This window comes from Sinorhizobium psoraleae (genome assembly GCF_013283645.1).
Taxonomy (GTDB): domain Bacteria; phylum Pseudomonadota; class Alphaproteobacteria; order Rhizobiales; family Rhizobiaceae; genus Sinorhizobium; species Sinorhizobium psoraleae.
In genome coordinates this window covers 1287739-1307263 of the sequence record NZ_JABEKV010000002.1, presented here as the reverse complement: position 1 = coordinate 1307263, position 19525 = coordinate 1287739, and the positions used below count along the sequence as shown (strand labels likewise).

23 protein-coding genes and 1 other RNA gene are annotated in these 19525 nt (G+C 59.6%); 13 read left to right on the top strand and 11 right to left on the bottom strand.

Annotation, left to right across the window (positions count from 1 at the left end):
* The first annotated feature begins 199 nt into the window (after window positions 1-199).
* Complete coding sequence (locus tag ILFOPFJJ_RS14975) at window positions 200-889, top strand: glycosyltransferase family protein (protein WP_173511303.1); 690 nt, start codon at window positions 200-202, stop codon at window positions 887-889.
* Window positions 890-912: 23 nt separating this feature from the next.
* Here ILFOPFJJ_RS14975 and ILFOPFJJ_RS14970 read toward each other — a convergent pair whose 3' ends face one another.
* The 3 genes from ILFOPFJJ_RS14970 to ILFOPFJJ_RS14960 form a co-directional block, all read right to left on the bottom strand.
* Window positions 913-1848, bottom strand: coding sequence for a glycosyl transferase (locus tag ILFOPFJJ_RS14970; protein WP_173511302.1), 936 nt, complete (start codon window positions 1846-1848; stop codon window positions 913-915).
* Between the two features lie 62 nt (window positions 1849-1910).
* Window positions 1911-2642: a membrane-anchored protein gene (locus tag ILFOPFJJ_RS14965; protein WP_173511301.1), complete on the bottom strand. Its 732-nt coding sequence runs from the start codon at window positions 2640-2642 to the stop codon at window positions 1911-1913.
* Between the two features lie 41 nt (window positions 2643-2683).
* Window positions 2684-3514 carry a 3-deoxy-manno-octulosonate cytidylyltransferase gene (locus ILFOPFJJ_RS14960; RefSeq protein ID WP_173511300.1) on the bottom strand — a complete coding sequence of 277 codons (831 nt, stop codon included), beginning with the start codon at window positions 3512-3514 and terminating at the stop codon, window positions 2684-2686.
* A 240-nt stretch (window positions 3515-3754) separates the two neighbouring features.
* Between ILFOPFJJ_RS14960 and ILFOPFJJ_RS14955 the strand changes: the two genes are divergently transcribed.
* Window positions 3755-4669 carry a glycosyltransferase family 92 protein gene (locus ILFOPFJJ_RS14955; RefSeq protein ID WP_173511299.1) on the top strand — a complete coding sequence of 305 codons (915 nt, stop codon included), beginning with the start codon at window positions 3755-3757 and terminating at the stop codon, window positions 4667-4669.
* A 60-nt stretch (window positions 4670-4729) separates the two neighbouring features.
* Window positions 4730-5677 (top strand): mitochondrial fission ELM1 family protein, encoded by a 948-nt coding sequence (locus tag ILFOPFJJ_RS14950; RefSeq protein ID WP_173511298.1) that lies wholly within the window; start codon window positions 4730-4732, stop codon window positions 5675-5677.
* 55 nt (window positions 5678-5732) lie between these two features.
* Here ILFOPFJJ_RS14950 and ILFOPFJJ_RS14945 read toward each other — a convergent pair whose 3' ends face one another.
* Window positions 5733-6578: a glycosyl transferase gene (locus tag ILFOPFJJ_RS14945; protein ID WP_173511297.1), complete on the bottom strand. Its 846-nt coding sequence runs from the start codon at window positions 6576-6578 to the stop codon at window positions 5733-5735.
* 493 nt (window positions 6579-7071) lie between these two features.
* Here ILFOPFJJ_RS14945 and ILFOPFJJ_RS14940 point away from each other — a divergent pair, with 493 nt between their 5' ends.
* A complete protein-coding gene (locus tag ILFOPFJJ_RS14940) occupies window positions 7072-7272 on the top strand; it encodes a DUF2905 domain-containing protein (protein ID WP_173511296.1) in 201 nt (66 codons plus the stop codon).
* A gap of 68 nt (window positions 7273-7340) precedes the next feature.
* Here the strand turns inward: ILFOPFJJ_RS14940 and ILFOPFJJ_RS14935 are convergent, their stop codons facing one another.
* From ILFOPFJJ_RS14935 to ILFOPFJJ_RS14920, 4 genes are all read right to left on the bottom strand, one after another.
* Entirely contained in the window at window positions 7341-8279 is a 939-nt protein-coding gene (locus ILFOPFJJ_RS14935) for a GlxA family transcriptional regulator (RefSeq protein ID WP_173511295.1), read from the bottom strand.
* Between the two features lie 171 nt (window positions 8280-8450).
* Window positions 8451-8783 carry an ArsR/SmtB family transcription factor gene (locus ILFOPFJJ_RS14930; RefSeq protein ID WP_173511294.1) on the bottom strand — a complete coding sequence of 111 codons (333 nt, stop codon included), beginning with the start codon at window positions 8781-8783 and terminating at the stop codon, window positions 8451-8453.
* Window positions 8770-9213, bottom strand: a complete 444-nt coding sequence (locus ILFOPFJJ_RS14925; RefSeq protein WP_173511293.1) for an SRPBCC family protein — start codon at window positions 9211-9213, stop codon at window positions 8770-8772. Before ILFOPFJJ_RS14925 ends, ILFOPFJJ_RS14930 begins: the two co-directional genes overlap by 14 nt.
* Window positions 9214-9315: 102 nt before the next feature.
* Entirely contained in the window at window positions 9316-9591 is a 276-nt protein-coding gene (locus tag ILFOPFJJ_RS14920) for a BON domain-containing protein (RefSeq protein WP_173511292.1), read from the bottom strand.
* 182 nt (window positions 9592-9773) lie between these two features.
* Between ILFOPFJJ_RS14920 and ILFOPFJJ_RS14915 the strand changes: the two genes are divergently transcribed.
* Window positions 9774-10718: an AEC family transporter gene (locus ILFOPFJJ_RS14915; RefSeq protein WP_173511291.1), complete on the top strand. Its 945-nt coding sequence runs from the start codon at window positions 9774-9776 to the stop codon at window positions 10716-10718.
* Between the two features lie 115 nt (window positions 10719-10833).
* On the opposite strand, the gene ILFOPFJJ_RS14910 is transcribed toward ILFOPFJJ_RS14915, so the two are convergent.
* A complete protein-coding gene (locus ILFOPFJJ_RS14910; RefSeq protein WP_173511290.1) occupies window positions 10834-11481 on the bottom strand; it encodes a c-type cytochrome in 648 nt (215 codons plus the stop codon).
* Window positions 11482-11637: 156 nt separating this feature from the next.
* Here ILFOPFJJ_RS14910 and ILFOPFJJ_RS14905 point away from each other — a divergent pair, with 156 nt between their 5' ends.
* From ILFOPFJJ_RS14905 to ILFOPFJJ_RS14895, 3 genes are all read left to right on the top strand, one after another.
* Entirely contained in the window at window positions 11638-12390 is a 753-nt protein-coding gene (locus ILFOPFJJ_RS14905; protein WP_173511289.1) for a 3-deoxy-manno-octulosonate cytidylyltransferase, read from the top strand.
* A gap of 15 nt (window positions 12391-12405) precedes the next feature.
* Entirely contained in the window at window positions 12406-13260 is an 855-nt protein-coding gene (locus ILFOPFJJ_RS14900) for a prephenate dehydratase (protein ID WP_173511288.1), read from the top strand.
* 240 nt (window positions 13261-13500) lie between these two features.
* Complete coding sequence (locus ILFOPFJJ_RS14895) at window positions 13501-13638, top strand: DUF1127 domain-containing protein (protein WP_173511287.1); 138 nt, start codon at window positions 13501-13503, stop codon at window positions 13636-13638.
* A 290-nt stretch (window positions 13639-13928) separates the two neighbouring features.
* Here ILFOPFJJ_RS14895 and nudC read toward each other — a convergent pair whose 3' ends face one another.
* Window positions 13929-14909 (bottom strand): NAD(+) diphosphatase, encoded by a 981-nt coding sequence (nudC, locus tag ILFOPFJJ_RS14890; protein WP_173511286.1) that lies wholly within the window; start codon window positions 14907-14909, stop codon window positions 13929-13931.
* Between the two features lie 2 nt (window positions 14910-14911).
* Window positions 14912-15373 (bottom strand): HIT domain-containing protein, encoded by a 462-nt coding sequence (locus tag ILFOPFJJ_RS14885; protein ID WP_173511285.1) that lies wholly within the window; start codon window positions 15371-15373, stop codon window positions 14912-14914.
* A 164-nt stretch (window positions 15374-15537) separates the two neighbouring features.
* Between ILFOPFJJ_RS14885 and ffs the strand changes: the two genes are divergently transcribed.
* From ffs to recR, 5 genes are all read left to right on the top strand, one after another.
* An RNA gene (gene ffs, locus ILFOPFJJ_RS14880) (signal recognition particle sRNA small type) lies at window positions 15538-15635 on the top strand.
* Window positions 15636-15690: 55 nt separating this feature from the next.
* Complete coding sequence (locus ILFOPFJJ_RS14875; RefSeq protein ID WP_173511284.1) at window positions 15691-17556, top strand: DNA polymerase III subunit gamma/tau; 1866 nt, start codon at window positions 15691-15693, stop codon at window positions 17554-17556.
* A gap of 139 nt (window positions 17557-17695) precedes the next feature.
* Window positions 17696-18019, top strand: a complete 324-nt coding sequence (locus ILFOPFJJ_RS14870; protein ID WP_173511283.1) for a YbaB/EbfC family nucleoid-associated protein — start codon at window positions 17696-17698, stop codon at window positions 18017-18019.
* A gap of 197 nt (window positions 18020-18216) precedes the next feature.
* Entirely contained in the window at window positions 18217-18828 is a 612-nt protein-coding gene (locus ILFOPFJJ_RS14865) for a LysE family translocator (protein WP_173511282.1), read from the top strand.
* 50 nt (window positions 18829-18878) lie between these two features.
* On the top strand, window positions 18879-19484 hold the full coding sequence (recR, locus tag ILFOPFJJ_RS14860) for a recombination mediator RecR (protein ID WP_173511281.1): 606 nt from the start codon (window positions 18879-18881) through the stop codon (window positions 19482-19484).
* Window positions 19485-19525: the final 41 nt, after the last annotated feature.

The window sequence follows — 19525 nt, the reverse complement described above, 5'->3', positions numbered from 1 at the left end:
CGAGACCCTGCGACATGGAAGTGGTGTATGCCGGCGAGATGAACGTTATCCGCTGTCCCAGGCTTCACGCCGCCGCCTTTTTTGGCTAAACCGGTTATCGGGTTGAGACGCAAATCAAAGTTAGTTCAAGTCGTTTCGCCACTTAGAGGAACAAGCCAGACCCAGGAAGTTTTGAAGCCTACCTATAATCGGAGGTGTGATGACGCAAAGTGCTCATATTTACATCGGCTTCGATAGCAAGGAAGTCGTTGCCTATCATGTTCTTTGCCAAAGTATTCTGGAAAAGAGCTCCATCCCGGTCTCGTTCACGCCGATATCTCTGAGCAACGTCGAGAGGATTTTTACGCGCGAGCGGAATCCTCTCCAATCTACCGAATTTTCCTTTTCGCGATTCCTCGTGCCTTATCTGAGCAACTACGAGGGTTGGTCGCTTTTCGTCGACTGCGACATGCTGATGCGAACTGATATCGCCCAGTTGTGGGAGCTGAGAGACGATCGCTACGCGGCGATGTGTGTAAAACACAACTACGTTCCGAAAGTCGAAACGAAGTTCCTGGGGCAAGTCCAAACCAAGTACGAAAAGAAGAACTGGTCGAGCGTCATCCTGTTCAACAACGCAAAGTGCCGAAAGCTGGATCTGGATTACGTCAATACCGCTACTGGGTTGGAGTTGCATCAGTTCAAATGGCTGGATTCCGACGACCTGATCGGCGAGCTGCCGGCGAACTGGAACTGGCTCGTCAACGAGTACGAATATTCGCCGGATGCAAAGCTTGTCCATTTCACAGATGGCGGGCCTTACTTCGATGAATACAAGAACGATGACTACGCCGAGGAATGGTTCGCTGCACGTGATCGCGTTCTTCATGTAATGCAGCGCTCGGCTTAATCGCGCGACACCATGAGCCATTTTCATCGGGGCGGTGGAGACGACCCGCCGCCTCGCGTGCCTTTGGCAAATGTGGCGTTGTAGCCAAACCCCACCTCGATAAGCGCCGAGACAGGCGAGTAATTTGCGATCTCGATGCCGCGTTCGACGGCTATGCTCCGAGCCATTACCAAGTGGTCGATAATCCACTTTTGGGCCGTGATGATTCCCGAATAGGCTCTATCGGTTGTTTCATAGTATCTGGGCTCATCGGCATTACTGATATCGATCCCCACGAACCCGATCGCGCGAGGCTTCCAAGCGACGGCAAATTGTGTAGCTGAAACGGCCACTGAGCCTGCCTGGAAGACACCGGCGGAGGGATTCTCAGAAAACCCTATCGCACCGTCCTCGCTCAACCTCACATGGGACAGCTTGCGCAGTTCCATGATGTCCCGGCGTGGCAGCCCATATGGCTTTCGCAGGTTATCGATCAATATGACCGTTTTGTCTCGCAACCATGCGCTGTCCAATTCACAGATCGCCCTTATGACGCTCACTGACAAGAGACACACGCATCCGGCCGGGACCCGCTTCATAAGATCGAAGTGTCTCCATACGAACCGCTCGTCTTCAATTGCAACCGCCAGGGGCTTTGCTATTACGGCGGGAAAAAGATGCACCGCGCCGTTCAAGAGAACGCAGGAAGACTCATCTGCGCGGGTGAGGTCGCATTGCGCGATCGAAGGACCGGAGCCGACGATAAGAACGCTCGATGATTTTGCCTGCAAAGCGCGTGAGTGGTTCGTGAGATGTCCCACCAACTTGCCCCGATACTGGATCATGCCATTTCGCTCTGCCGTCGCACGCTCGAGCTTGAGGCCGGGAAACCAGTCCTGCACATGTGCCTTGGAGCGTCCTAATAGCAGACGAACGGCGATCTTGATGCAAGAACGGGAAAAGGGGCGGTTTGAACGCATTGATTTCTCTATCGCAGGCGTTGAGCAGGCAAGTATGAGAACAGCGTGAGTATCAAAAAACTTCAGCGGCCTAGATCGCTCCACAACGGAATGCCGAGCTCTTCCGAAACCGGCGGATCCGCCGTGTAAATCGGGCGGCCTTGACTAATTAGCTTCGAAACGAGGACTTTATCCATCTGGACATGAAGTCGTGTCAAACCCACTGAATTGTAGGCATGGCCGGCTGAGTTCGGGTTTATTCCAGTAATGATGACGGCGGGGGCTCCGTTATAAAGGGCAAAGAGAACCGCGTTCATTCCGTTTGAGCATTTGGAATCTGCATCCATCTCAAGGGAACGCAACTTAGCCACGCGGTCCAGCAACGCCATCCGCTCATACCGATCAACGATCTCCAGCCGGTCGTATTGGTAATCGAACGCCCGCAAGCCTTCCTCCAGCCGCGCGCGGTCGTCCTTTCGCCAGAGAAATACATAGAGCGTCCCAGTGCGCTGCCCCTTTAGCACACGTCTGACTTCAACCGCATTCGGAGTGGTTCCTTCGACCTGGTTGAACATCATCATGGTTATGTCGGGCGCATCGACGCCCCACTTGCTGATGACCGATTGAGAGCCGTTCACGGTAATGATCCTGAAGCTCTCGTCCAATCCGGCCGGCTTATGGGACACGGGAGCGGACCCGACGACCACGACGGGACTATTGAATCGAAAGGGGGCAGCCGGCGGATCCGGACGCATTATGCGGTACTTCAGATTTCGGTATATGCGCTTGCGCGCATCGGAGATCGATGATCCCATTTATCCTCACCAGAAATCGGCACTTGGCAAATGTAATGCTACTACACCTTCGTTTTCCTTAGAAACTTCGGCTTCAGCCGCCGTAAATATTCGTCAATGGATCGCAATACGTTTGTCAAAGAAATCAACTTGTCGACTTGCGCATCGGTCTGGCTCAGTCGCGATGACAAGACTTCAGCGATCGTCGAGGAGATTTCAGCAGCGGGCAATTCCGGGAAACGCGAAGCGAGCGATGTGTAACTGTTTGTCGTGATACCACCATGCATCGTCAGCTTGCCCACTCTTGCAAAGAGGCGCAAGAAGACCTGCTCGAAAGTCCAGTCATGAACAGCCACCACCCGCCACTTTTCGCTGCGCTTTGCCGAGAACCCTGCCAGAACGATCTCGGCCGGAAGGGCTTGGTCCACCAGCCACAGGGCGATGGCGAAGCCGCTTGTGGGGACTTTATCCTGCGGGTAAAAGTCAGCGCAGAAGCCCGTCAAATCCAAATGGCCGGTGGGCGTCCCCAGGTAATCCGAGCTAGTGTTCAATCTCTCGCTCGCCGCCAGGCGGATGTTCATGATACCTAGAAACGCTTGGGGCGCGAACAGCTTGACGACGTCAGCGACCTCTTGTCGGTAGACGATGTTGGCGCCTCTCGGCTGGGCGCGTGATATCAGCAGCGAGCGGCCGGCAAATTGTTCATCAAGAACCTTGTAGACCTTGTTGAAGAATACAAAGAGAGCCGTCCGCGGATATTCGGCCTGAAGTTCCTTAACGCTAACCTGGTCGCTGTTGGCGACGAGAATGATGTGTGAGAACGCGGAAAACAGTGCACGCCATTGCTCCGTTGTCGTCAACTTCTCCGTCGTTCCGGAAGCGGGAAAGTCCATTCACAACCCATCCCAACCTTAGCGTGCTTTCAGCGCGCCTTCTCGATATTTCCGAGGCTCGGATTCCAAGTTCGGCTCGCCCCATCTATAAAGGGTGATGTATTCCAAATCAAAGCAGGCACGCTTCATAAGTCGGGAAAATGCATGTTCAACGGCGCTGAAAGTTCCCCTTCCTTCTGCGCCGACTTAAGATGCGGCCAACAAATGAGCCACTCCATGTTTAGCAACCAAGGGGCGTAGATGTTTGGACTGAAGGCTAAACGGCATCTTACAAGAGAACTTGCTATCACGCCTCCGGCAGCAGAGTTGAGCCGACACGGCATTGCGATTGTCGCCTGCGTGAAAAATGAAGCTAGCTACATCGAGGAGTGGGTGCGTTTTCACCAAGCTGTCGGCGTTCGACATTTTCATGTCTACGAAGACGGCTCGACTGATGGCACGCTCGATGTGCTTCAGCGGACGCTGAAGCCCGAGCAACTGACCGTCGTCCCTTGGAAATTGCGCATGCGGGACGAGGAAAGTGGTGAGTTTTTGAACGGGCAGACGATTGCCTTCGCACATGCGATTCTAAACTTTGGCGGCAGATATGATCGGATGGCGTTTATCGACGTCGATGAATTCTTGCTTCCCAAGAAAGGTCGGACGTTGGAGGAAGCCCTACGAGGAGCGGGTGGGTTTCCGAACATCTCCTTGCCTTGGCACATGTTCGGCCATGGCGGTCACATCTCGCGACCGGCAGGGCCTGTATGCCTCAATTACAAAATGCGGGTCGCCGATCCGATGCAGCAGAACCTCGACGCAAGTAATTTCAAGTGCATTATCGATCCGGTCGAGGTCACGAAAGTGGGCGTGCATCACTTCCAAACACGTTCCTACGGCGACAGAACCGCAAATGATGCGGGGAAGGTGGTATCAAAGAAGAAGCGGAAGGCTGCCGAATTTTACTCAGCGGAGTTCGTACAGCTCAACCATTATTACGCGAAGTCGATCGAGGAGCTGAAGGAAAAGACAGACAGAGGCTGGTCTTTCGACGGATCTGCAGAGAAATACCGCAACAAGGTCGCTACCACCATCAAGTATATTGAATCCAACGTCGTCGAAGACCGCAGCATGCTCGAATTCATCGACCAAAATGGAATCGACCTCGGTCAGTGATTTGAGCCGCGCGGAATGAAGTAAGCGTCAGATCGGAGTTCAGGCTTGCAAGATAAAGCGATGACAACGTCGAACACGACCTGCGTATGGGCGGTGGCGGAAAGCAAGGCGGGAACGCTTACGCAGTGCCTTGGCGTTGGAAAAGAGTTTCACCGGGAACCCGTGGTCAAATTGATCAGTCGGGCCCGCGGCCTGAGGAAGCTGTTCGAACCCAGACTCTTTCGCAAAAAGGAACAGCGTCCCGAGTTGGTAATCTCCTGCGGTTTTCGGGCTGAGCCGGCAGTGCTTGACATTAAGGCGGCCTATGGCGGCAAACCTCTGACCGTGCACCTCCAACGTCCGCGCATCGAAGGATATGATCTCGTTTTCGTCTCTCGTCACGATTGGGTCGACGAATTGAACGAGCGGCCGAACTATCATTCAATGGTCGGAGTACCGCATCAGATTACCTGGGCGCGGTTGGCGCCTCTCAGGGATGCCGCGCGCAGACGACTCTCGCCGGACGGACGCCCAATAGCCGCCGTCTTCGTAGGCGGCTCGAATGGCGCATATGTATACGACGACAGAACCCACCAGAATATAAGAAGCGCCATCGAGCAATTGGAGAAAGAGGGTTGGCGCATCGTTGTGTCGGTCTCGCGCAGATCTGAAGACCACACGCAGCAGGCCCTGTCGGCACTCAACAGCGAAAACATCGCCGTGTGGGACAGGCGAAGCGAAAACCCATATCTCGACTACATGGCCGCCGCCGACGCGTTCTTGATCGCAAAGGACTCGATCACAATGCCCTGCGAGGCACTGGCGACGGGCAAGCCGGTCTTTACACTTGACTTAAGTCCAGTTGTAGGCCCGCGGCTGGACAAGTTCGAGCGCTATCACCGGGACCTGCATGAGACACTGCGGCTAACGCGGCCGTTCGAAGGAAAGCTCGAATCCTACAGCTACGAGCCTCTCGACGAAACGCGCCGGATCGCCTCGGTAATCCGTTCGCAGCTCTACCGCCCGTAGGACGCTGCTGCAAAGTGCTACAGCGTCCTTTGTGCGTCCGAAAGGAGCCGCACGCTTATTCGCGCCAGTGCTCGGCCACCCAAGGCGTCGGACGAATATAGTGTCGGAGATATTGCAGCGCGCCTTTGTTCTTTCGTTGTTTCGTATCGAAGATGCCCGCTATGTGTTTGAAAGCCGTCTTGCGGGGACCCTTGGTTCCATATCGCCCCTCGATCGCATGCTGTGGATGCAGGCCTCGCGGGAAAATAACGACACGTGCATCGCTCGGCAGACGTGGGGCAAGAAAGTAGTTGAGTGGGAATGGCCAACGGCAGTCCTGGCGAAAATGGAGAACCCATTTTCGTGGGAAGAATGTTATGCCCCCGGGGGCGTTGCGGCTTACGAAGCGCTGCTCGTAACGGTACTCGTCGGCTACACCCTGTGGATCTGATCGAAATTTTTCCTGCAGCGGCACGAGCTTCCCAACGGGAAAGCGGAAGAGCGACGTTTGCCCGAGGCGCTCAAAGGGCGTGGTTTGATTTCTCGCCATGACGATGTCATCCGCCTTGCCAATGTCAAAAAATGCGTCGAGCGAGGAAACGATCACGAGATCCAGATCGAGAAAAAGAACTGGACCTCTCAGCTTTCCCAGCGTTGCCCCCCAGAGTCGGGCCTTTGGCCAAATGCCTCTGGTATTTGTAGGCATGTTCGCCACGTCGAGCGGTGGCAAGTCTTCGCAAAGTATTTCGGAGTGCAGACCTGCACGGTTGTCGGTAAAGCAAGTGAAGGTGAATGGCGGCGTAATGTTGCGAGCCACCATCGCGTAAAGTCTATTTATGAATGGGGCTCCATACTTCGTTCCCCAATTGATGCAGATCACTTGCTTAACGCCGCCGCTGGCTGCCAAAACATTCGTGGTCATTTGCTCCATTCCTCGCCTGCTGCGCATTTCTGCAGAACCGGTTCTTCGCGTGCTCTTTCAACGACGCCGAGGCGGCCGCAGTGGGTGTGTACGAGCGACTTGCATGACGTAATTACTTGCCAGCGGCGCCCCCGCCAAGTCTGAGTGTTTCCGATCAACTGAGCATTCGCCGTCACAGCATGCGCGAGATAGAGATAAGCACCCAGATCACTGTTACCACCGCCCAACATCGCCTGCGACGCTGCCCGGCTTGGCCTGAAGCCAGGACTCATTATGCGGGTGGGGAACGAGCATCTGGGGCGCTTCATCCGGGACCAGCGCCTGGCGCGTGGCGTCGCATCAACAGACATACCCGATGGCTGACTGACAGCGGAGAGATCGGCTCGCCGTCGCTGCCGCAATACGAGCGAGTTGCCATATCACATTGTTATATGATGCGAAGTCAAACATCATGCCGGACGGTTGAATTCGCAAAACACAACATGCCTGCGCCATGTCCCGGATCCTGATCATTGTCGGACTTGTTATCGTCGCGGTCGGTATTCTCTGGCCGTGGTTGACGCGCATTGGCCTGGGCCGGCTGCCCGGCGATATTCTGATCCAGCGAGAGAACTTTACGATTTATGTTCCCATCACAACCGGGCTGCTTTTCGGCATTGTGCTTTCGGCGATCCTCTGGTTCCTCAATCGCTAGGGGACAGAGCGACTGACGCCGAACGGGCCGACGTTCCCTCGCTCGACGGCTGGCGACGCGGTCCTGAGTCAGGCCATTCCTCTGGCATTGCGGCGGACCGTCTGGGGCGGTTGCCCCAGGACCCGGACAAAGGCCCGGCGCATTCGCTCCCGGTCGGCAAAGCCGGCCTCGCGAGCGATCACATCCATGGGATGACGCCCTTCTTCCATCATGACGCGTGCAGCCTCGACACGGAGATGCTCGACGGCCTTCGCCGGCGACTGGCCCGTTTCCGCACGAAATGCGCGGCTGAACTGACGCGGGCTGAGGCGGGCGGCATCGGCGAGCTCCTCCACCGACAGCGTGTTCCGCAGATTCCGCCGGGCATGGCTGAGCGCGCTCTGGATCCGATCCGACTTCGGATCGAGTTCGAGCAGCGTCGAAAATTGCGACTGGCCCCCGGCCCTTCGATGATAGACGACCAGTTTCCGCGCGACGGCGCGCGCCACGTCCTGACCGTGATCCTTCTCGACCATGGCAAGCGCAAGGTCGATGCCCGCGGTCATTCCCGCCGAGGTCCAGACCGGCCCGTCTATCAGGTAGATCCGGTCTTCCTCCACCTTCAGATCCGGGAAGCGATTTTGCAGGTCGCGGGCGAAGTACCAGTGGGTGGTTACGCGTCGTCCCTTGAGAACGCCCGCATCCGCGAGGACGAAGGCGCCGGTGCAGGGCGCGGCGATGCGGCGCGCCGTTTCCATCGAATGCCGGACCAAGGCGACAAGGCCGGGCGACGAAGGCTCGATCTCGGTTCCGGCGCCGAAAACGACCGTGTCGAACGTCGCATCGCCGAACGCCTCTGTGTCGACGCTGAAGCCCGCCGACGAGCGCATCGGTCCGCCTTTCTCCGAAAGCAATGTGATCGCGTAAACGGGTGTGCCAAGATGGATGTTCGTCACCTCGAACACCGTCAGGACGGACAGGCTCATGACCTGAAATCCGGGAAAGACCACGAAACCGAGACGATGCATCGGGATTCTCCTGCATGTCCTAAAAGGTGGTGTATACGATCTTCAGGACTTGACCGGAAGAGCCTGTACGAAGCGAACAGACGCACGCCCGGCTAATTGCCTGCCCGGCAACGGTCTAGCCGGATGCCGCTCGAATTCAGCGACCAAACTCGAGAGTGGTCACCGACGCCATCATCGCTCGACCAGCGCCTTGAGCCGCGTCAAGGCCTCGTCCCATTGGGCGGAAACCCTGTCGAGATACGACCGTGCCTCGGCTACCGGCTCGGGGCGGTAGCCGAACTGGCTTTCGCGGCCGACGCGGACACTTGCCACGAGACCGGCGCGTTCCAGCACGTGCAGGTGTTTGGTCACGGCCTGCCGCGTCAGCTTCGTGTCGGTCGAAAGCGTGGCGATCGACCGCGTTTGGCCATCGCTGAGCTTCGTCAGAAGCGAAAGGCGGGTCGGGTCGCCGAGCGCGGCGAAGACCTCGACGGGGCCGGGATCGCCAAGCTCAGGCTTCGACATAGGTCTTGATGTTTCCCGCCTGAATCTCCCATCCGCCTTCATTGCCGCGCAACGCTTCCATGCGGCGATCCTCCGGCAGCGTCTCGAAACCGGACTCGACGATGGTCAGGCGCGTGCCCTTCACCATCGGTTCAAGGCGGAATTCCACGAGCGTGGTGGGTGACGTCGAGAGATCGGCGTCGGGATTCTCCGCATGCGGCCATCGGAAGGAAAACAGTGTCGGCGCCTCCATCCGCTCCGTCACAGACCTCCACTTTGTGCCCTCATGACCGGGATAGGTCATTTCGCCGGTTGTTTCTTTTCCGACGGCGAAGGGCCCGTCGAGCCTTACCCGGAACCATTCGCCGAATGCCGTGTGGTCCGTGAGCGCATGCCAAACCTTTTCGACTGGCGCGTCCATTTCGATACTCTTTTGAATGCGATCCGTCATGATGCAACCTCCAGGTTGCCAATATCTTCGCAGGTCGAAACGAAAAAGGCAACCGAAAGGTTGCCTTTTATCCGTATGTGCGCTGTCTGGTGGCCGTTGTGCTCAGTCGGCTGCTTCGTCCGGCCGCACCGTCAGCCGGTTCTCGACGCTCGTGACGCCGATGACCGAGGCGGCGGCCTCTCCGGCGCAGGCAATGTCTGCCTCTTCGGCGACATTGCCGGAGAGCACGACCATGCCGCCAAGCGCCATGACAGAAATCCCGCTCGTGTCCACGAAGGTTGCGTAGCGAATGAAGCGCAGTACCTTCTCGGCCAGATCGTCATCCGTCAGATGCGGATCGTCGTCGCGATGCGAATAGAAGGACTTATCTGTCGCCATCAGCGTTTTCCCGTCGTCTTTCGGAACGCTTGCGCCGGCGGAATGTTCCGCCTGCAATATCTCCCGGAGCCGGTGCCGCGGCCTGTCCCGGAATGTGCCCTTGAGAGTGTGCCCTCACGAATGCGCCCTTGCCTCGATCGATCGAACGGGTCTATGCCTCTAGCACCCACCCAAGGCTCACCATGTCCGATATTTTCCTGAATGTTCTCCCGATCTTCGTTCTGATTCTGACCGGCTGGCTGGTCGTGAAGCTCGGTTATCTGAAACCGGCCGTCGGCGATGCGCTCGGCGACTTCGTCTTTCGCGTCGCGGTGCCGGTTCTTTTGTTCCGTACGATCGCCGAGGCCGATTTCAAGGAGGGCTCGCCCTGGCCGCTCTGGGTCGCCTATTTTTCCGGCGTCGCCGTGACCTGGACGGTCGGCCATCTGGCGGCGACCTTTGCCTTCGGCCGCGATGCGCGCATGGGCGTGCTCGCGGGTGTGTCGTCGGCCTTCGCCAACACCGTGTTCATCGGGCTGCCCCTGGTGTCGCGCGTGGTCGGCGAGGATGGGGTCGTGGCGTTGTCGATCCTGCTTTCCGTCCATCTGCCCGTCATGATGATCGCCGGCACGGTGTTGATGGAGCGTGCGGACCGGAAAACGAGCGGCAGGCCGGGGCAAAGCCCCTTGAAGCTGCTTGCCGGCGTCGCGCGCAATCTCGTTCGCAATCCCTTGGTGATCGGTCTCGCCTTTGGCGCACTCTTTCACCTCCTGGAGCAGCCGCTTGGGGGACCGGCGAAGGCCGTCGTCGACCAGCTCGCCGGCACGGCGGCGCCAGCCGCGCTCGTGTCGATCGGCATGGCGCTCGACAAATATGGTCTGGCCGGAAATACCGGTCTTGCGGCCGTCACCAGCACGCTGAAGCTGCTTGTGCTGCCGGGGGTCGTCTTTGGCGCCTGTCATCTGCTGGGGCTCAACGAGAGTTGGACGGCCGCGCTCGTGCTGACCTCCTCCGTCCCGACCGGCGTCAATGCCTGGCTGATCGCCAATCATTTCAACGTCGGTCATGCGCTCGCCTCGTCGACGATCACGCTGACGACGGCGCTGGGCGTGCTGAGCGTTTCGGCCTGGGCCTATCTGCTGATGTGACCCGGAAAAGAAAAAGCCCGGCCAAAGGCCGGGCTTCCAAAATCAGATCTCTCGTCTGGCGACTTGGAGCAATTCCGTAACGGCTTTCCGCCCGGAACTGCGTCGTTTCAGAGAGTTAGTTCGCCGGTGCGGGTGCCGGGGCCTGACCTTCCTGAGCGGTCTGACCTTCCGCGGGCTTTGCTTCGCTGGAGCCGGAATCGCCGGCTGCTGCCGGGTCCGGAAGCGGTGCAGGGCTATCGGCCTGTTCGCGCAGCCAGGCGATCAGGTTGGCGCGCTCGTCGCCTTTCTTGAGACCGGCAAAGCCCATGGCCGTACCCGGGACATGTTTCTTCGGTGCTTCGAGGAAGAAGCTCAGGTGGTCATAGTCCCATACGACCTTGCCGCCTTCGGCGAAGGTCTGCATGCCGGCGGAATAGCTGAAGCCCTCATGCGACGCGACCGGGCGGTTGATCACGCCCCAGAGATTCGGGCCGACCTTGTTCGCTCCGCCCTTCTCGATGGTGTGACAGCTCGCGCATTTCTTGAACACGGCTTCGCCGGCAGAGGCATCGGCCTTGGCAAGCAGCGCCGCGATCGGTTCGGACTGCGCCTCTTCGGCGCCGGCACCGCCGGCTTCGGTCGCGGTTTCCTCGGCGACAATGGCGAAGCCTTCCTTCTCGGGAGCTTCGGAATGGAAAATGCCTTCCGATGCAATGGATACAGACATCAGAACGAAGACCGTACCCAGCAAGGCACCCACGCCCATGTTCACATATGAATTCATCTGCAAACGCTCCCTTTGCCACCGGCGTCAACAAAAACCCGGCCCATCTTGAAATCGCGCGGAACCTATGTCTTTTGGCTCTACGTTGCAACAGAGATTATGGCCCCTGAAGTGAGACTTTTTGACACTTTCAGCGGGGTTTTTTAAGGCTAGACAATGAATCGCGGAAATTCTGCCAAAGCTCTCGTGCTCATTCCTGCGCGGATGGCGTCCACACGCCTGCCCGGCAAACCTCTGGCCGACATTTGCGGCTTGCCGATGATTGTGCAGGTGGCCAAGCGCGCCGCCGAGGCGGACGTCGGGCGAATCGTCGTCGCCGTTGACCACCGCGACGTGTTCGAAGCGGTCAGCGATGCCGGTTTCGAGGCGATCATGACGCGGGTCGACCATCAGTCCGGCTCGGACCGTATCCATGAAGCCCTGCTGAAGGCGGACCCCGACGGGAATGCCGAGATCGTGATCAACGTTCAGGGCGACCTGCCGACGATCGAGCCCGGCCCGATCCGCGCGGCGCTCAAGCCGCTCGAAAACGCCGCGACCGATATCGCGACGCTCACCGTCGAGATCACCGATGAGCATGAAAAGGCCAATCCCAATGTCGTGAAGGTTGTCGGCTCGCCGATTTCCGAGAGCCGTCTGCGCGCTCTCTATTTCACCCGCGCGACCGCACCGCACGGCCCCGGCCCGCTCTACCATCACATCGGCCTCTACGCCTATCGGCGCAAGGCGCTTGAAACCTTCGTGTCGCTGAAACCTTCGGTCCTCGAAAAGCGCGAGTCGCTCGAACAATTGCGGGCGCTCGAGGCAGGGATGCGCATCGACGTCGAGGTCGTCGACTCGGTCCCCCTCGGTGTCGACACGCCGGAAGACCTCGAAAAGGCCCGCCGCATTCTCTCCGTGAAAGCCTGAGAAGGAATTCGAAAAGTGACCGTCAAGACCAACAGGATTTCCTTCCAGGGCGACTTCGGTGCCAATTCCGATATGGCTTGCCGCGACATGTTCCCGTCGATGGAACCGCTGCCGTGCCAGACCTTCGAGGATGCCTTCGTGGCGGTGGAGAACGGCGACGCCGATCTCGCCATGATCCCGATCGAAAACACCATCGCCGGGCGTGTCGCCGACATCCATCACCTGCTGCCGGAATCGCGCCTGCACATCGTTGGCGAATATTTCATGCCGATTCGCTTTCAATTGATGGTGCTGCCAGGCGTCTCCCGCGAAGAGATCCGTACGGTGCACAGCCATATCCATGCCCTTGGCCAGTGCCGCAAGATCGTTCGCGCCAACGGCTGGAAGCCGGTGGTCGCGGGTGACACGGCCGGTGCGGCAAAGCTGGTAGCGGAAACCGGCGACCGCTCCATGGCGGCCCTGGCTCCGCGCCTCGCCGCCGACCTCTACGGACTCGACATCATCGCCGAGAACGTCGAGGACACCGACAGCAACGTCACTCGATTCGTCGTGCTTTCGCGGGAAGAGCAGCGGATCGCGCGGACCTCGGACGATGAACTGATCATCACCACCTTCGTTTTCAACGTGCGCAATATTCCGGCCGCGCTCTACAAGGCGATGGGCGGCTTTGCCACCAACGGCATCAACATGACGAAGCTCGAGAGCTACCAGCTCGGCGGCAAGTTCGTCGCCACCCAGTTCTACGCCGATATCGAGGGCCACCCGGACGACACGCCCGTCCGTCATGCGATGGACGAGCTGCGCTTTTTCTCGGAGAAGGTGCGCATCCTCGGCACCTACCGGGCACATCCGATGCGCGGCGTACTCTAAGCGGACCATCGCGCCCGTCAGGCGATATCGGGGTGTAGAGCTGGCTCGATGCCTGCCCCCTTGACTTGTGATGATCCGGACTGCGCCAGGATTTTGGCAATCGAGGGCCCGCGGACGGAAAGATGGCGAAATTTCGTTAACTGGCTACGCGTCTGGTGCATGCCTAATTTGCAATCATGGAACTACTTAAATCTTAGGCAAATGCCTATTTGACCTTCATCAAGATATGGAGTGTCAAAGATGAAGATCCGCCAGAAGATCATGGAATACGCAAAGATGCGCCGCGCTGTCCGCGAGCTGAACGCTCTCGACGACCATGTGCTGAGCGACATCGGTATTTCCCGTTCTCAGATTCACGCTGCCGTTTACGGTCGCTAATAAAATGCCGCGCGCCAAGGCAGGCGGGCGGCGCTCTGGATGTTTCCTGAAATCGGAACCGATTTCAGGATGGAAACATGCAGCATTCAAAGCGACTTTGTGCGTCTGAAAGGACGCACGGCGCTGCAAGTCTTCCACACCCCGCCGGCCTCCCGCGCGGGGTGTGAGTGTTTTTATACCTCAGAACCGCCGTGCCCTTTTGGGCTTGTCATTCGTCGTAAAGACAGACCCGGGCGATGTCCGTCCAGATCGAGGGTGACGAATATGTCAGCAGTAGTCGCGCCCGCGCTTCAGCTCCGTTCCGGCCAGGCAAGCCAGTCGCGCATCAGCTGATGGGCGATGGCGCCCTTCGGCGGCGGAATGTGCTCGTCGCCGGTGTCGGCCACGCCGGTCGTGCGTTCGAGCATCGCTTCGGTCTCCGCCCGCGTGAACCAGCGGACGTCTTCGAGTTCCTGCTCGTCGCGCTTGATCACGGTCGATTTCGCTTCCGCGTAGCAGCCGATCATCAGCGAATGCGGCAACGGCCAGGGCTGCGAGGCGTGATAGCGCACCCGGCCGATGCGGATGCCGGACTCCTCCCGCGTTTCGCGGCGTACGGCGTTCTCGATCGTCTCGCCCGGCTCGACGAAGCCCGCGAGGCAGGAATACATACCCGGCACGAAATGCGGGCTGCGGCCAAGCAGGCAGAGATCGCGCTCGAGATCGATCGCCAGCATGATGACGACAGGATCGGTGCGGGGAAAGACCATGTGGTTGCAAGCCGTGCACACGCGACGGTAACCGCCCGCCGCGCCGTCCATCGGCCCGCCGCAGCGGCCGCAAAAGCGGTTGTTGGCGTTCCACACGATCAGGCTCGATCCCTGTGCGAACTGGCCGAGCAATTCTTCGGGCAGCATCTGCTGCCGGTAGAGCATGCGCGCGTCGGCAATCTTGAACGGCCCGGGCAGCGTTTCCTCGGTCAGCCCTGACGGCACGGCCAGCCGCGGCTCGCCATTCGGCAGGTATCCGAGCAGGATCGCCTCGTCGAGCGCCGGCTCCAGACCTTCGAGTTCATAGGGTGCGAAGAGCGGATCGATGATCTTCTCGTCGTGCTTGACGATCAGCTTCGCGCCGGAAAAGGCGAGGAAATGCGCGCCCGGATGTCTCGACGCCACCTCGACGCAATCGTCTGGGCGGTGCTCGGATTGCCGGTCCAGGTGGTTTTCCGCAAAGGCGACGAGGGTGCTCGGCTCCGGATGCGGGCTTCGAAGGTCAAAAATTGTTTTCGTCATCTTCAGAGATTTTCCAGAATGCGTGCTGTGAATGCCTGATGCTCGTCCGCCGGCCACGGCTCGGCCTTGCCGAAGCCCCACACCGGCCCTGGCCAGTTCGGATCGCCTTCCCGGCGGGCTATGATATGCACATGAAGCTGCCGGACGATATTGCCGAGCGCGCCGATATTGATCTTGTCGGCGGCTGTGACCTTTTTCAGCGCGGCTGCCACCATGTTGGTCTCGAAGGTCAGCATCGTCTGGTCGAGCGGCGTCAGCTCGAAAGTCTCTGAAATGTCGGGGCGCTGGGGAATGAGGATCAGCCACGGCCAACGGCGGTCATTCATCAGCCGCAATTGGCAAAGACCGATTGAGGCGATCGGTATGCCGTCGCGCTGAAGTCGCTCGTCGAGAGGAAAGGTCGTCAACAGGATATCCTCGGCTGGAGCGGGATGAGGAAAGTGTGTTCGGTTTTCCGCCCGCATCCCGCGTCAACTCTTTAGAACCAAGCACCTTTATGATTTTGGGCCGTTTTCGACCCAGAATCATCGTGATCCAGGGCGCGGATTCGCCCTTGTTTTGCATATCGATACCAGTTTTTTGAAGGCTTGGCTTGCATTTGCTTTCGATATTGCCGATATGAAAGCCGGGAGGTTGGTGGTGGACGAGCCACTCGCCAACCGGGTCAGGTCCGGAAGGAAGCAGCCCTAACGAGCCCCGGCACGGGTCATCGTGCCAGCCTCCCACCTTATCTTCGTGTCTCCGTCCTGTCGGGACAAGAGTTCGAGCAGCGGCAGGGTCGATGAGCGACGAAACGTCTTTTTCATCCGAACAAAAGCCAGCCGCCTACCGTGTTCTGGCGCGTAAATATCGGCCCAAGGACTTCTCCGATCTGATGGTCGGGCAGGAGCCGATGGTGCGTACGCTCACCAACGCTTTCGAGACCGGCCGGATCGCGCAGGCCTATATGCTGACAGGTGTCCGCGGCGTCGGCAAAACGACGACCGCCCGGATACTGGCGCGCGCGCTCAACTATAAGACCGCTGAGATCGACAAGCCGACGATTGATCTGCGCGTGCCGGGCGAGCATTGCCAGGCGATCATGGACGGCCGCCATGTCGACGTGATCGAGATGGACGCCGCGTCGCACACAGGCATCGACGATATCCGCGAGATCATCGAGCAGGTGCGCTACCGCCCGGTTTCCGCCCGCTACAAGGTCTATATCATCGACGAAGTGCACATGCTCTCGACGCAGGCCTTCAATGGCCTGTTGAAGACGCTCGAGGAGCCGCCGGAGCATGTGAAGTTCATCTTCGCGACCACCGAAATCCGTAAGGTTCCGATTACTGTCCTGTCGCGCTGCCAGCGCTTCGACCTGCGCCGCATCGGGGCGTCGGACCTCGTCGGTCTCTTCTCCACGATCCTGGCCAAGGAAGGCGTGCCCTTCGATCCCGAGGCGCTGGCCATGGTCGCGCGCGCGGCCGAAGGCTCGGCACGCGACGGCCTTTCCCTGCTGGACCAGGCGATCGCCCACGGCGGAGGCTCGGTGGAGCTTGAAACCGTGCGTTCCATGCTCGGACTTGCCGACCGTGCCCGCATCGTCGATCTTTTCGAGCATATCGTCAAAGGCGACGTGACGGCGGCGCTTCAGGAGTTCGCTGCGCAATACGAGGCGGGCGCCAATCCGACTGTCGTGCTTACCGACCTTGCCGATTTCACCCACCTCGTCACCCGGATGAAATATGTTCCCGACGCAGCCAGTGACCAGTCGCTGAGCGAGATAGAGCGCGTGCGCGGCGCCGAATTCGCCGGCAACGTCGCGGTGACCGCGCTTTCGCGCATCTGGCAGATGCTTTTGAAGGGCATTCCGGAGGCGGAAAGCTCGTCGCGCCCCGCCGGTGCCGCGGAAATGGTGCTGATCAGGCTCGCCCATGCGGCCCATCTGCCGTCGCCGGAAGACGCTGCACGCCGGCTGCTGGAGCTTTCGGACGGCGAGGGAGCCGGCGATCGCCCCATGCCACGCAGCAATGGCGGCGGAAATCAGGCCCAGGCAGGCCCCTCCACGCAGGCGCGTTCCGTTGAGACGGCGCCCGTTCACCGATCGTCGGGCAATGGCGCCACCATGCTGCGTGCCGTGCCGGATGCAGCGCCTCAGCCGATGAGTGTCGGCCGCATCGAGGAGCGGCCCGCGCCGGTGAGCGCCGCAAAGCCGCAGCCGAAGGTTCCGGTCAACTCCATCAGCGACATCGCCGATCTCTGCGGGAAGAACAGGGACATCAAGCTGAAGACGCTGGTGCGCGGTTTCCTGAGGCTCGTCCATATCGAGCCCGGCCGGCTCGACGTCAACGTGCCGGACGACGCGCCGAAAACGCTGCTCGGCGAGCTCGCCGTCAAGCTCAAGGAATGGACCGGCATTCATTGGGTCGTCAGCTATAGCCGCGAGACGGGCGAGCCGACATTGATCGAGGCGGAGCAGCGCGCGCAGGAGCAGCGGGTCAACGACGCCCGCCAGGACCCGGATGTCGCGGCAATTCTCGCGCGCTTTCCGGGCGCCAGGATCACCGACGTGCGCATCCGCGCGGCGGAACAGGAAATCGAAAGTGTCGCTCCGGCAGCGGCCGAATCGGAAGACGGCGATATCGTCCCGGGCGACGACATCGAATAATCCACTACTGCGCCGTGCCTCTTTTCAGACGCACAAAGGTCGCTGTAGCGCTTTGAAATCGCTGCATGTTTTGAGTCGGCTCCGATTCTAGGACACGCAGTAGCTTCTTGGAAGAGAATACGAAGGACAGGAGACGACGATGCGCGACATCATGGGCATGATGGGCAAGGTCAAGGAAATGCAGGCCAAGATGGAGAAGCTGCAGGCGGAGATCGCCGCGCTCGAAATCGACGGGACATCCGGCGGTGGCCTCGTTACCGTCCGTCTCGATGGTAAGGGCCATATGAAGAGCCTGAAGATCGATCCTTCCCTCTTCAAGGAAGACGATGTCGAGATCCTCGAGGATCTGATCGTCGCCGCGCACAAGGATGCCAAGGACAAGGCCGAGGCCGTACAGGCGGAAAAGACCCGCGAATTGACCGCTGGCCTGCCGATTCCGCCCGGCATGAAGCTGCCCTTCTGATTAAGCGGCTCTTCTAAGTATGCGGCTACGGTACTCCGCCGAGCGGGTGGTGGCACAAGCAAAAAGCGTGCTACCTTGCCGGCCCACAGCGCCGCCCGCCCTAATCAGGCGCGCAAGGAACATTGTAACACTTTGAATTGCTGCATGTGTCCTTGAATCGGCTGCGATTTAGGGAATGCAGGAGGGAGCAACAGGCCGTGAGTCTTGCGTCACTGCTCGTCTTTGCGGGAGCGTTGCTGATTGCAGCCGGATCACCGGGGCCGAGCATCGCGGCGCTTGTCGCCCGTGTGCTTTCCAAGGGGGCGCGCGACGTGCTTCCCTTCCTCGCCGCCATGTGGATTGGCGAGGCGATCTGGCTTTCCTTCGCCGTTGCCGGCCTTGCGGCGATCGCCGAGACCTTCCACTGGATGTTCGCCGCAATCAAATGGGCGGGTGTGGCCTATCTTCTGTTCCTCGCCTGGAAGATGTGGTCGGCTGAGCCGGAACTGCCGGGCGACAACCTGCCGGAAACCCGGTCGGCGTCGAAGCTCTTCTTCGCCGGCCTCACAGTCACGCTTGGCAATCCCAAGATCATGATGTTCTACGTGGCGCTGCTGCCGTCGATCATCGATCTCGGTTCGGTCACTTTCCTCGGCTGGACGGAACTGGTGGCGACAATGTTCGTCGTGCTCGTCGCGATCGATCTCGGCTGGGTGGTGATGGCCGCCAAGGCGCGCCAGTTCCTGAGAAGCCGCCGTGCGGTCCGGATCGCCAACCGCGCCAGCGCCGGCACGATGGCCGGCGCTGCGGTCGCAATCGCCGTGCGCTGATCGGCGTCAAATCGATTCCGTTCGCCAATGAATTGAGCTAAAAGCCCGGCATGGCAAAGCGAGTCACCGGCCCCGAAATCGAAAAACTCATCCAGCTTCTGGCGAAAGTGCCGGGCCTCGGCCCCCGTTCCGCCCGCCGGGCGGCGCTGCACCTCGTCAAGAAGAAGGAGCAACTGCTCGGACCGCTGGCCGAAGCGATGGGCGAGGCGCATCGCAAGGTCCGCGTCTGCTCCTGCTGCGGCAATGTCGACACGATCGATCCCTGCACGGTCTGCACAGACGAGCGGCGCGACCAGTCGGTTATCATCGTCGTCGAGGATGTCGCCGACCTCTGGGCGCTGGAGCGCGCAGGAGCGATGAATGCCGCCTATCACGTGCTCGGCGGCACGCTCTCGCCGCTGGACGGCATCGGACCGGACGACCTCAACATCAAGGGCCTGGTGGACCGTGTAGCAAAGGGCGGCGTGCGAGAGCTGATCATCGCTGTCAATGCGACGGTCGAGGGACAAACGACGGCCCACTACATCACCGACCAGCTCGAAGGCATGGATTTGAAGATCACCCGTCTTGCCCACGGCGTTCCGGTCGGCGGCGAGCTCGACTATCTTGACGAGGGAACGTTGACGGCCGCCTTGCGGGCGCGCACCACAATCTGACGCTGTGCGCCTCGTGCGCGACACCTCATTTCAGGAAGCCA

What these genes read in the sequence shown, in the direction of transcription:
- ILFOPFJJ_RS14950 (WP_173511298.1), top strand. Translation starts at nt 4,730, where the DNA reads ATGACAACGTCGAACACGACCTGCGTATGGGCGGTGGCGGAAAGCAAG.
- ILFOPFJJ_RS14945 (WP_173511297.1), bottom strand. Translation starts at nt 6,578, where the DNA reads ATGACCACGAATGTTTTGGCAGCCAGCGGCGGCGTTAAGCAAGTGATC.
- ILFOPFJJ_RS14875 (WP_173511284.1), top strand. Translation starts at nt 15,691, where the DNA reads ATGAGCGACGAAACGTCTTTTTCATCCGAACAAAAGCCAGCCGCCTAC.
- ILFOPFJJ_RS14895 (WP_173511287.1), top strand. Translation starts at nt 13,501, where the DNA reads ATGAAGATCCGCCAGAAGATCATGGAATACGCAAAGATGCGCCGCGCT.
- ILFOPFJJ_RS14955 (WP_173511299.1), top strand. Translation starts at nt 3,755, where the DNA reads ATGTTTGGACTGAAGGCTAAACGGCATCTTACAAGAGAACTTGCTATC.
- ILFOPFJJ_RS14910 (WP_173511290.1), bottom strand. Translation starts at nt 11,481, where the DNA reads ATGAATTCATATGTGAACATGGGCGTGGGTGCCTTGCTGGGTACGGTC.
- ILFOPFJJ_RS14975 (WP_173511303.1), top strand. Translation starts at nt 200, where the DNA reads ATGACGCAAAGTGCTCATATTTACATCGGCTTCGATAGCAAGGAAGTC.
- ILFOPFJJ_RS14915 (WP_173511291.1), top strand. Translation starts at nt 9,774, where the DNA reads ATGTCCGATATTTTCCTGAATGTTCTCCCGATCTTCGTTCTGATTCTG.
- ILFOPFJJ_RS14920 (WP_173511292.1), bottom strand. Translation starts at nt 9,591, where the DNA reads ATGGCGACAGATAAGTCCTTCTATTCGCATCGCGACGACGATCCGCAT.
- ILFOPFJJ_RS14965 (WP_173511301.1), bottom strand. Translation starts at nt 2,642, where the DNA reads ATGGGATCATCGATCTCCGATGCGCGCAAGCGCATATACCGAAATCTG.
- nudC (WP_173511286.1), bottom strand. Translation starts at nt 14,909, where the DNA reads ATGACGAAAACAATTTTTGACCTTCGAAGCCCGCATCCGGAGCCGAGC.
- ILFOPFJJ_RS14925 (WP_173511293.1), bottom strand. Translation starts at nt 9,213, where the DNA reads ATGACGGATCGCATTCAAAAGAGTATCGAAATGGACGCGCCAGTCGAA.
- ILFOPFJJ_RS14930 (WP_173511294.1), bottom strand. Translation starts at nt 8,783, where the DNA reads ATGTCGAAGCCTGAGCTTGGCGATCCCGGCCCCGTCGAGGTCTTCGCC.
- ILFOPFJJ_RS14870 (WP_173511283.1), top strand. Translation starts at nt 17,696, where the DNA reads ATGCGCGACATCATGGGCATGATGGGCAAGGTCAAGGAAATGCAGGCC.
- ILFOPFJJ_RS14935 (WP_173511295.1), bottom strand. Translation starts at nt 8,279, where the DNA reads ATGCATCGTCTCGGTTTCGTGGTCTTTCCCGGATTTCAGGTCATGAGC.
- recR (WP_173511281.1), top strand. Translation starts at nt 18,879, where the DNA reads ATGGCAAAGCGAGTCACCGGCCCCGAAATCGAAAAACTCATCCAGCTT.
- ILFOPFJJ_RS14970 (WP_173511302.1), bottom strand. Translation starts at nt 1,848, where the DNA reads ATGCGTTCAAACCGCCCCTTTTCCCGTTCTTGCATCAAGATCGCCGTT.
- ILFOPFJJ_RS14940 (WP_173511296.1), top strand. Translation starts at nt 7,072, where the DNA reads ATGTCCCGGATCCTGATCATTGTCGGACTTGTTATCGTCGCGGTCGGT.
- ILFOPFJJ_RS14905 (WP_173511289.1), top strand. Translation starts at nt 11,638, where the DNA reads ATGAATCGCGGAAATTCTGCCAAAGCTCTCGTGCTCATTCCTGCGCGG.
- ILFOPFJJ_RS14885 (WP_173511285.1), bottom strand. Translation starts at nt 15,373, where the DNA reads ATGCGGGCGGAAAACCGAACACACTTTCCTCATCCCGCTCCAGCCGAG.
- ILFOPFJJ_RS14960 (WP_173511300.1), bottom strand. Translation starts at nt 3,514, where the DNA reads ATGGACTTTCCCGCTTCCGGAACGACGGAGAAGTTGACGACAACGGAG.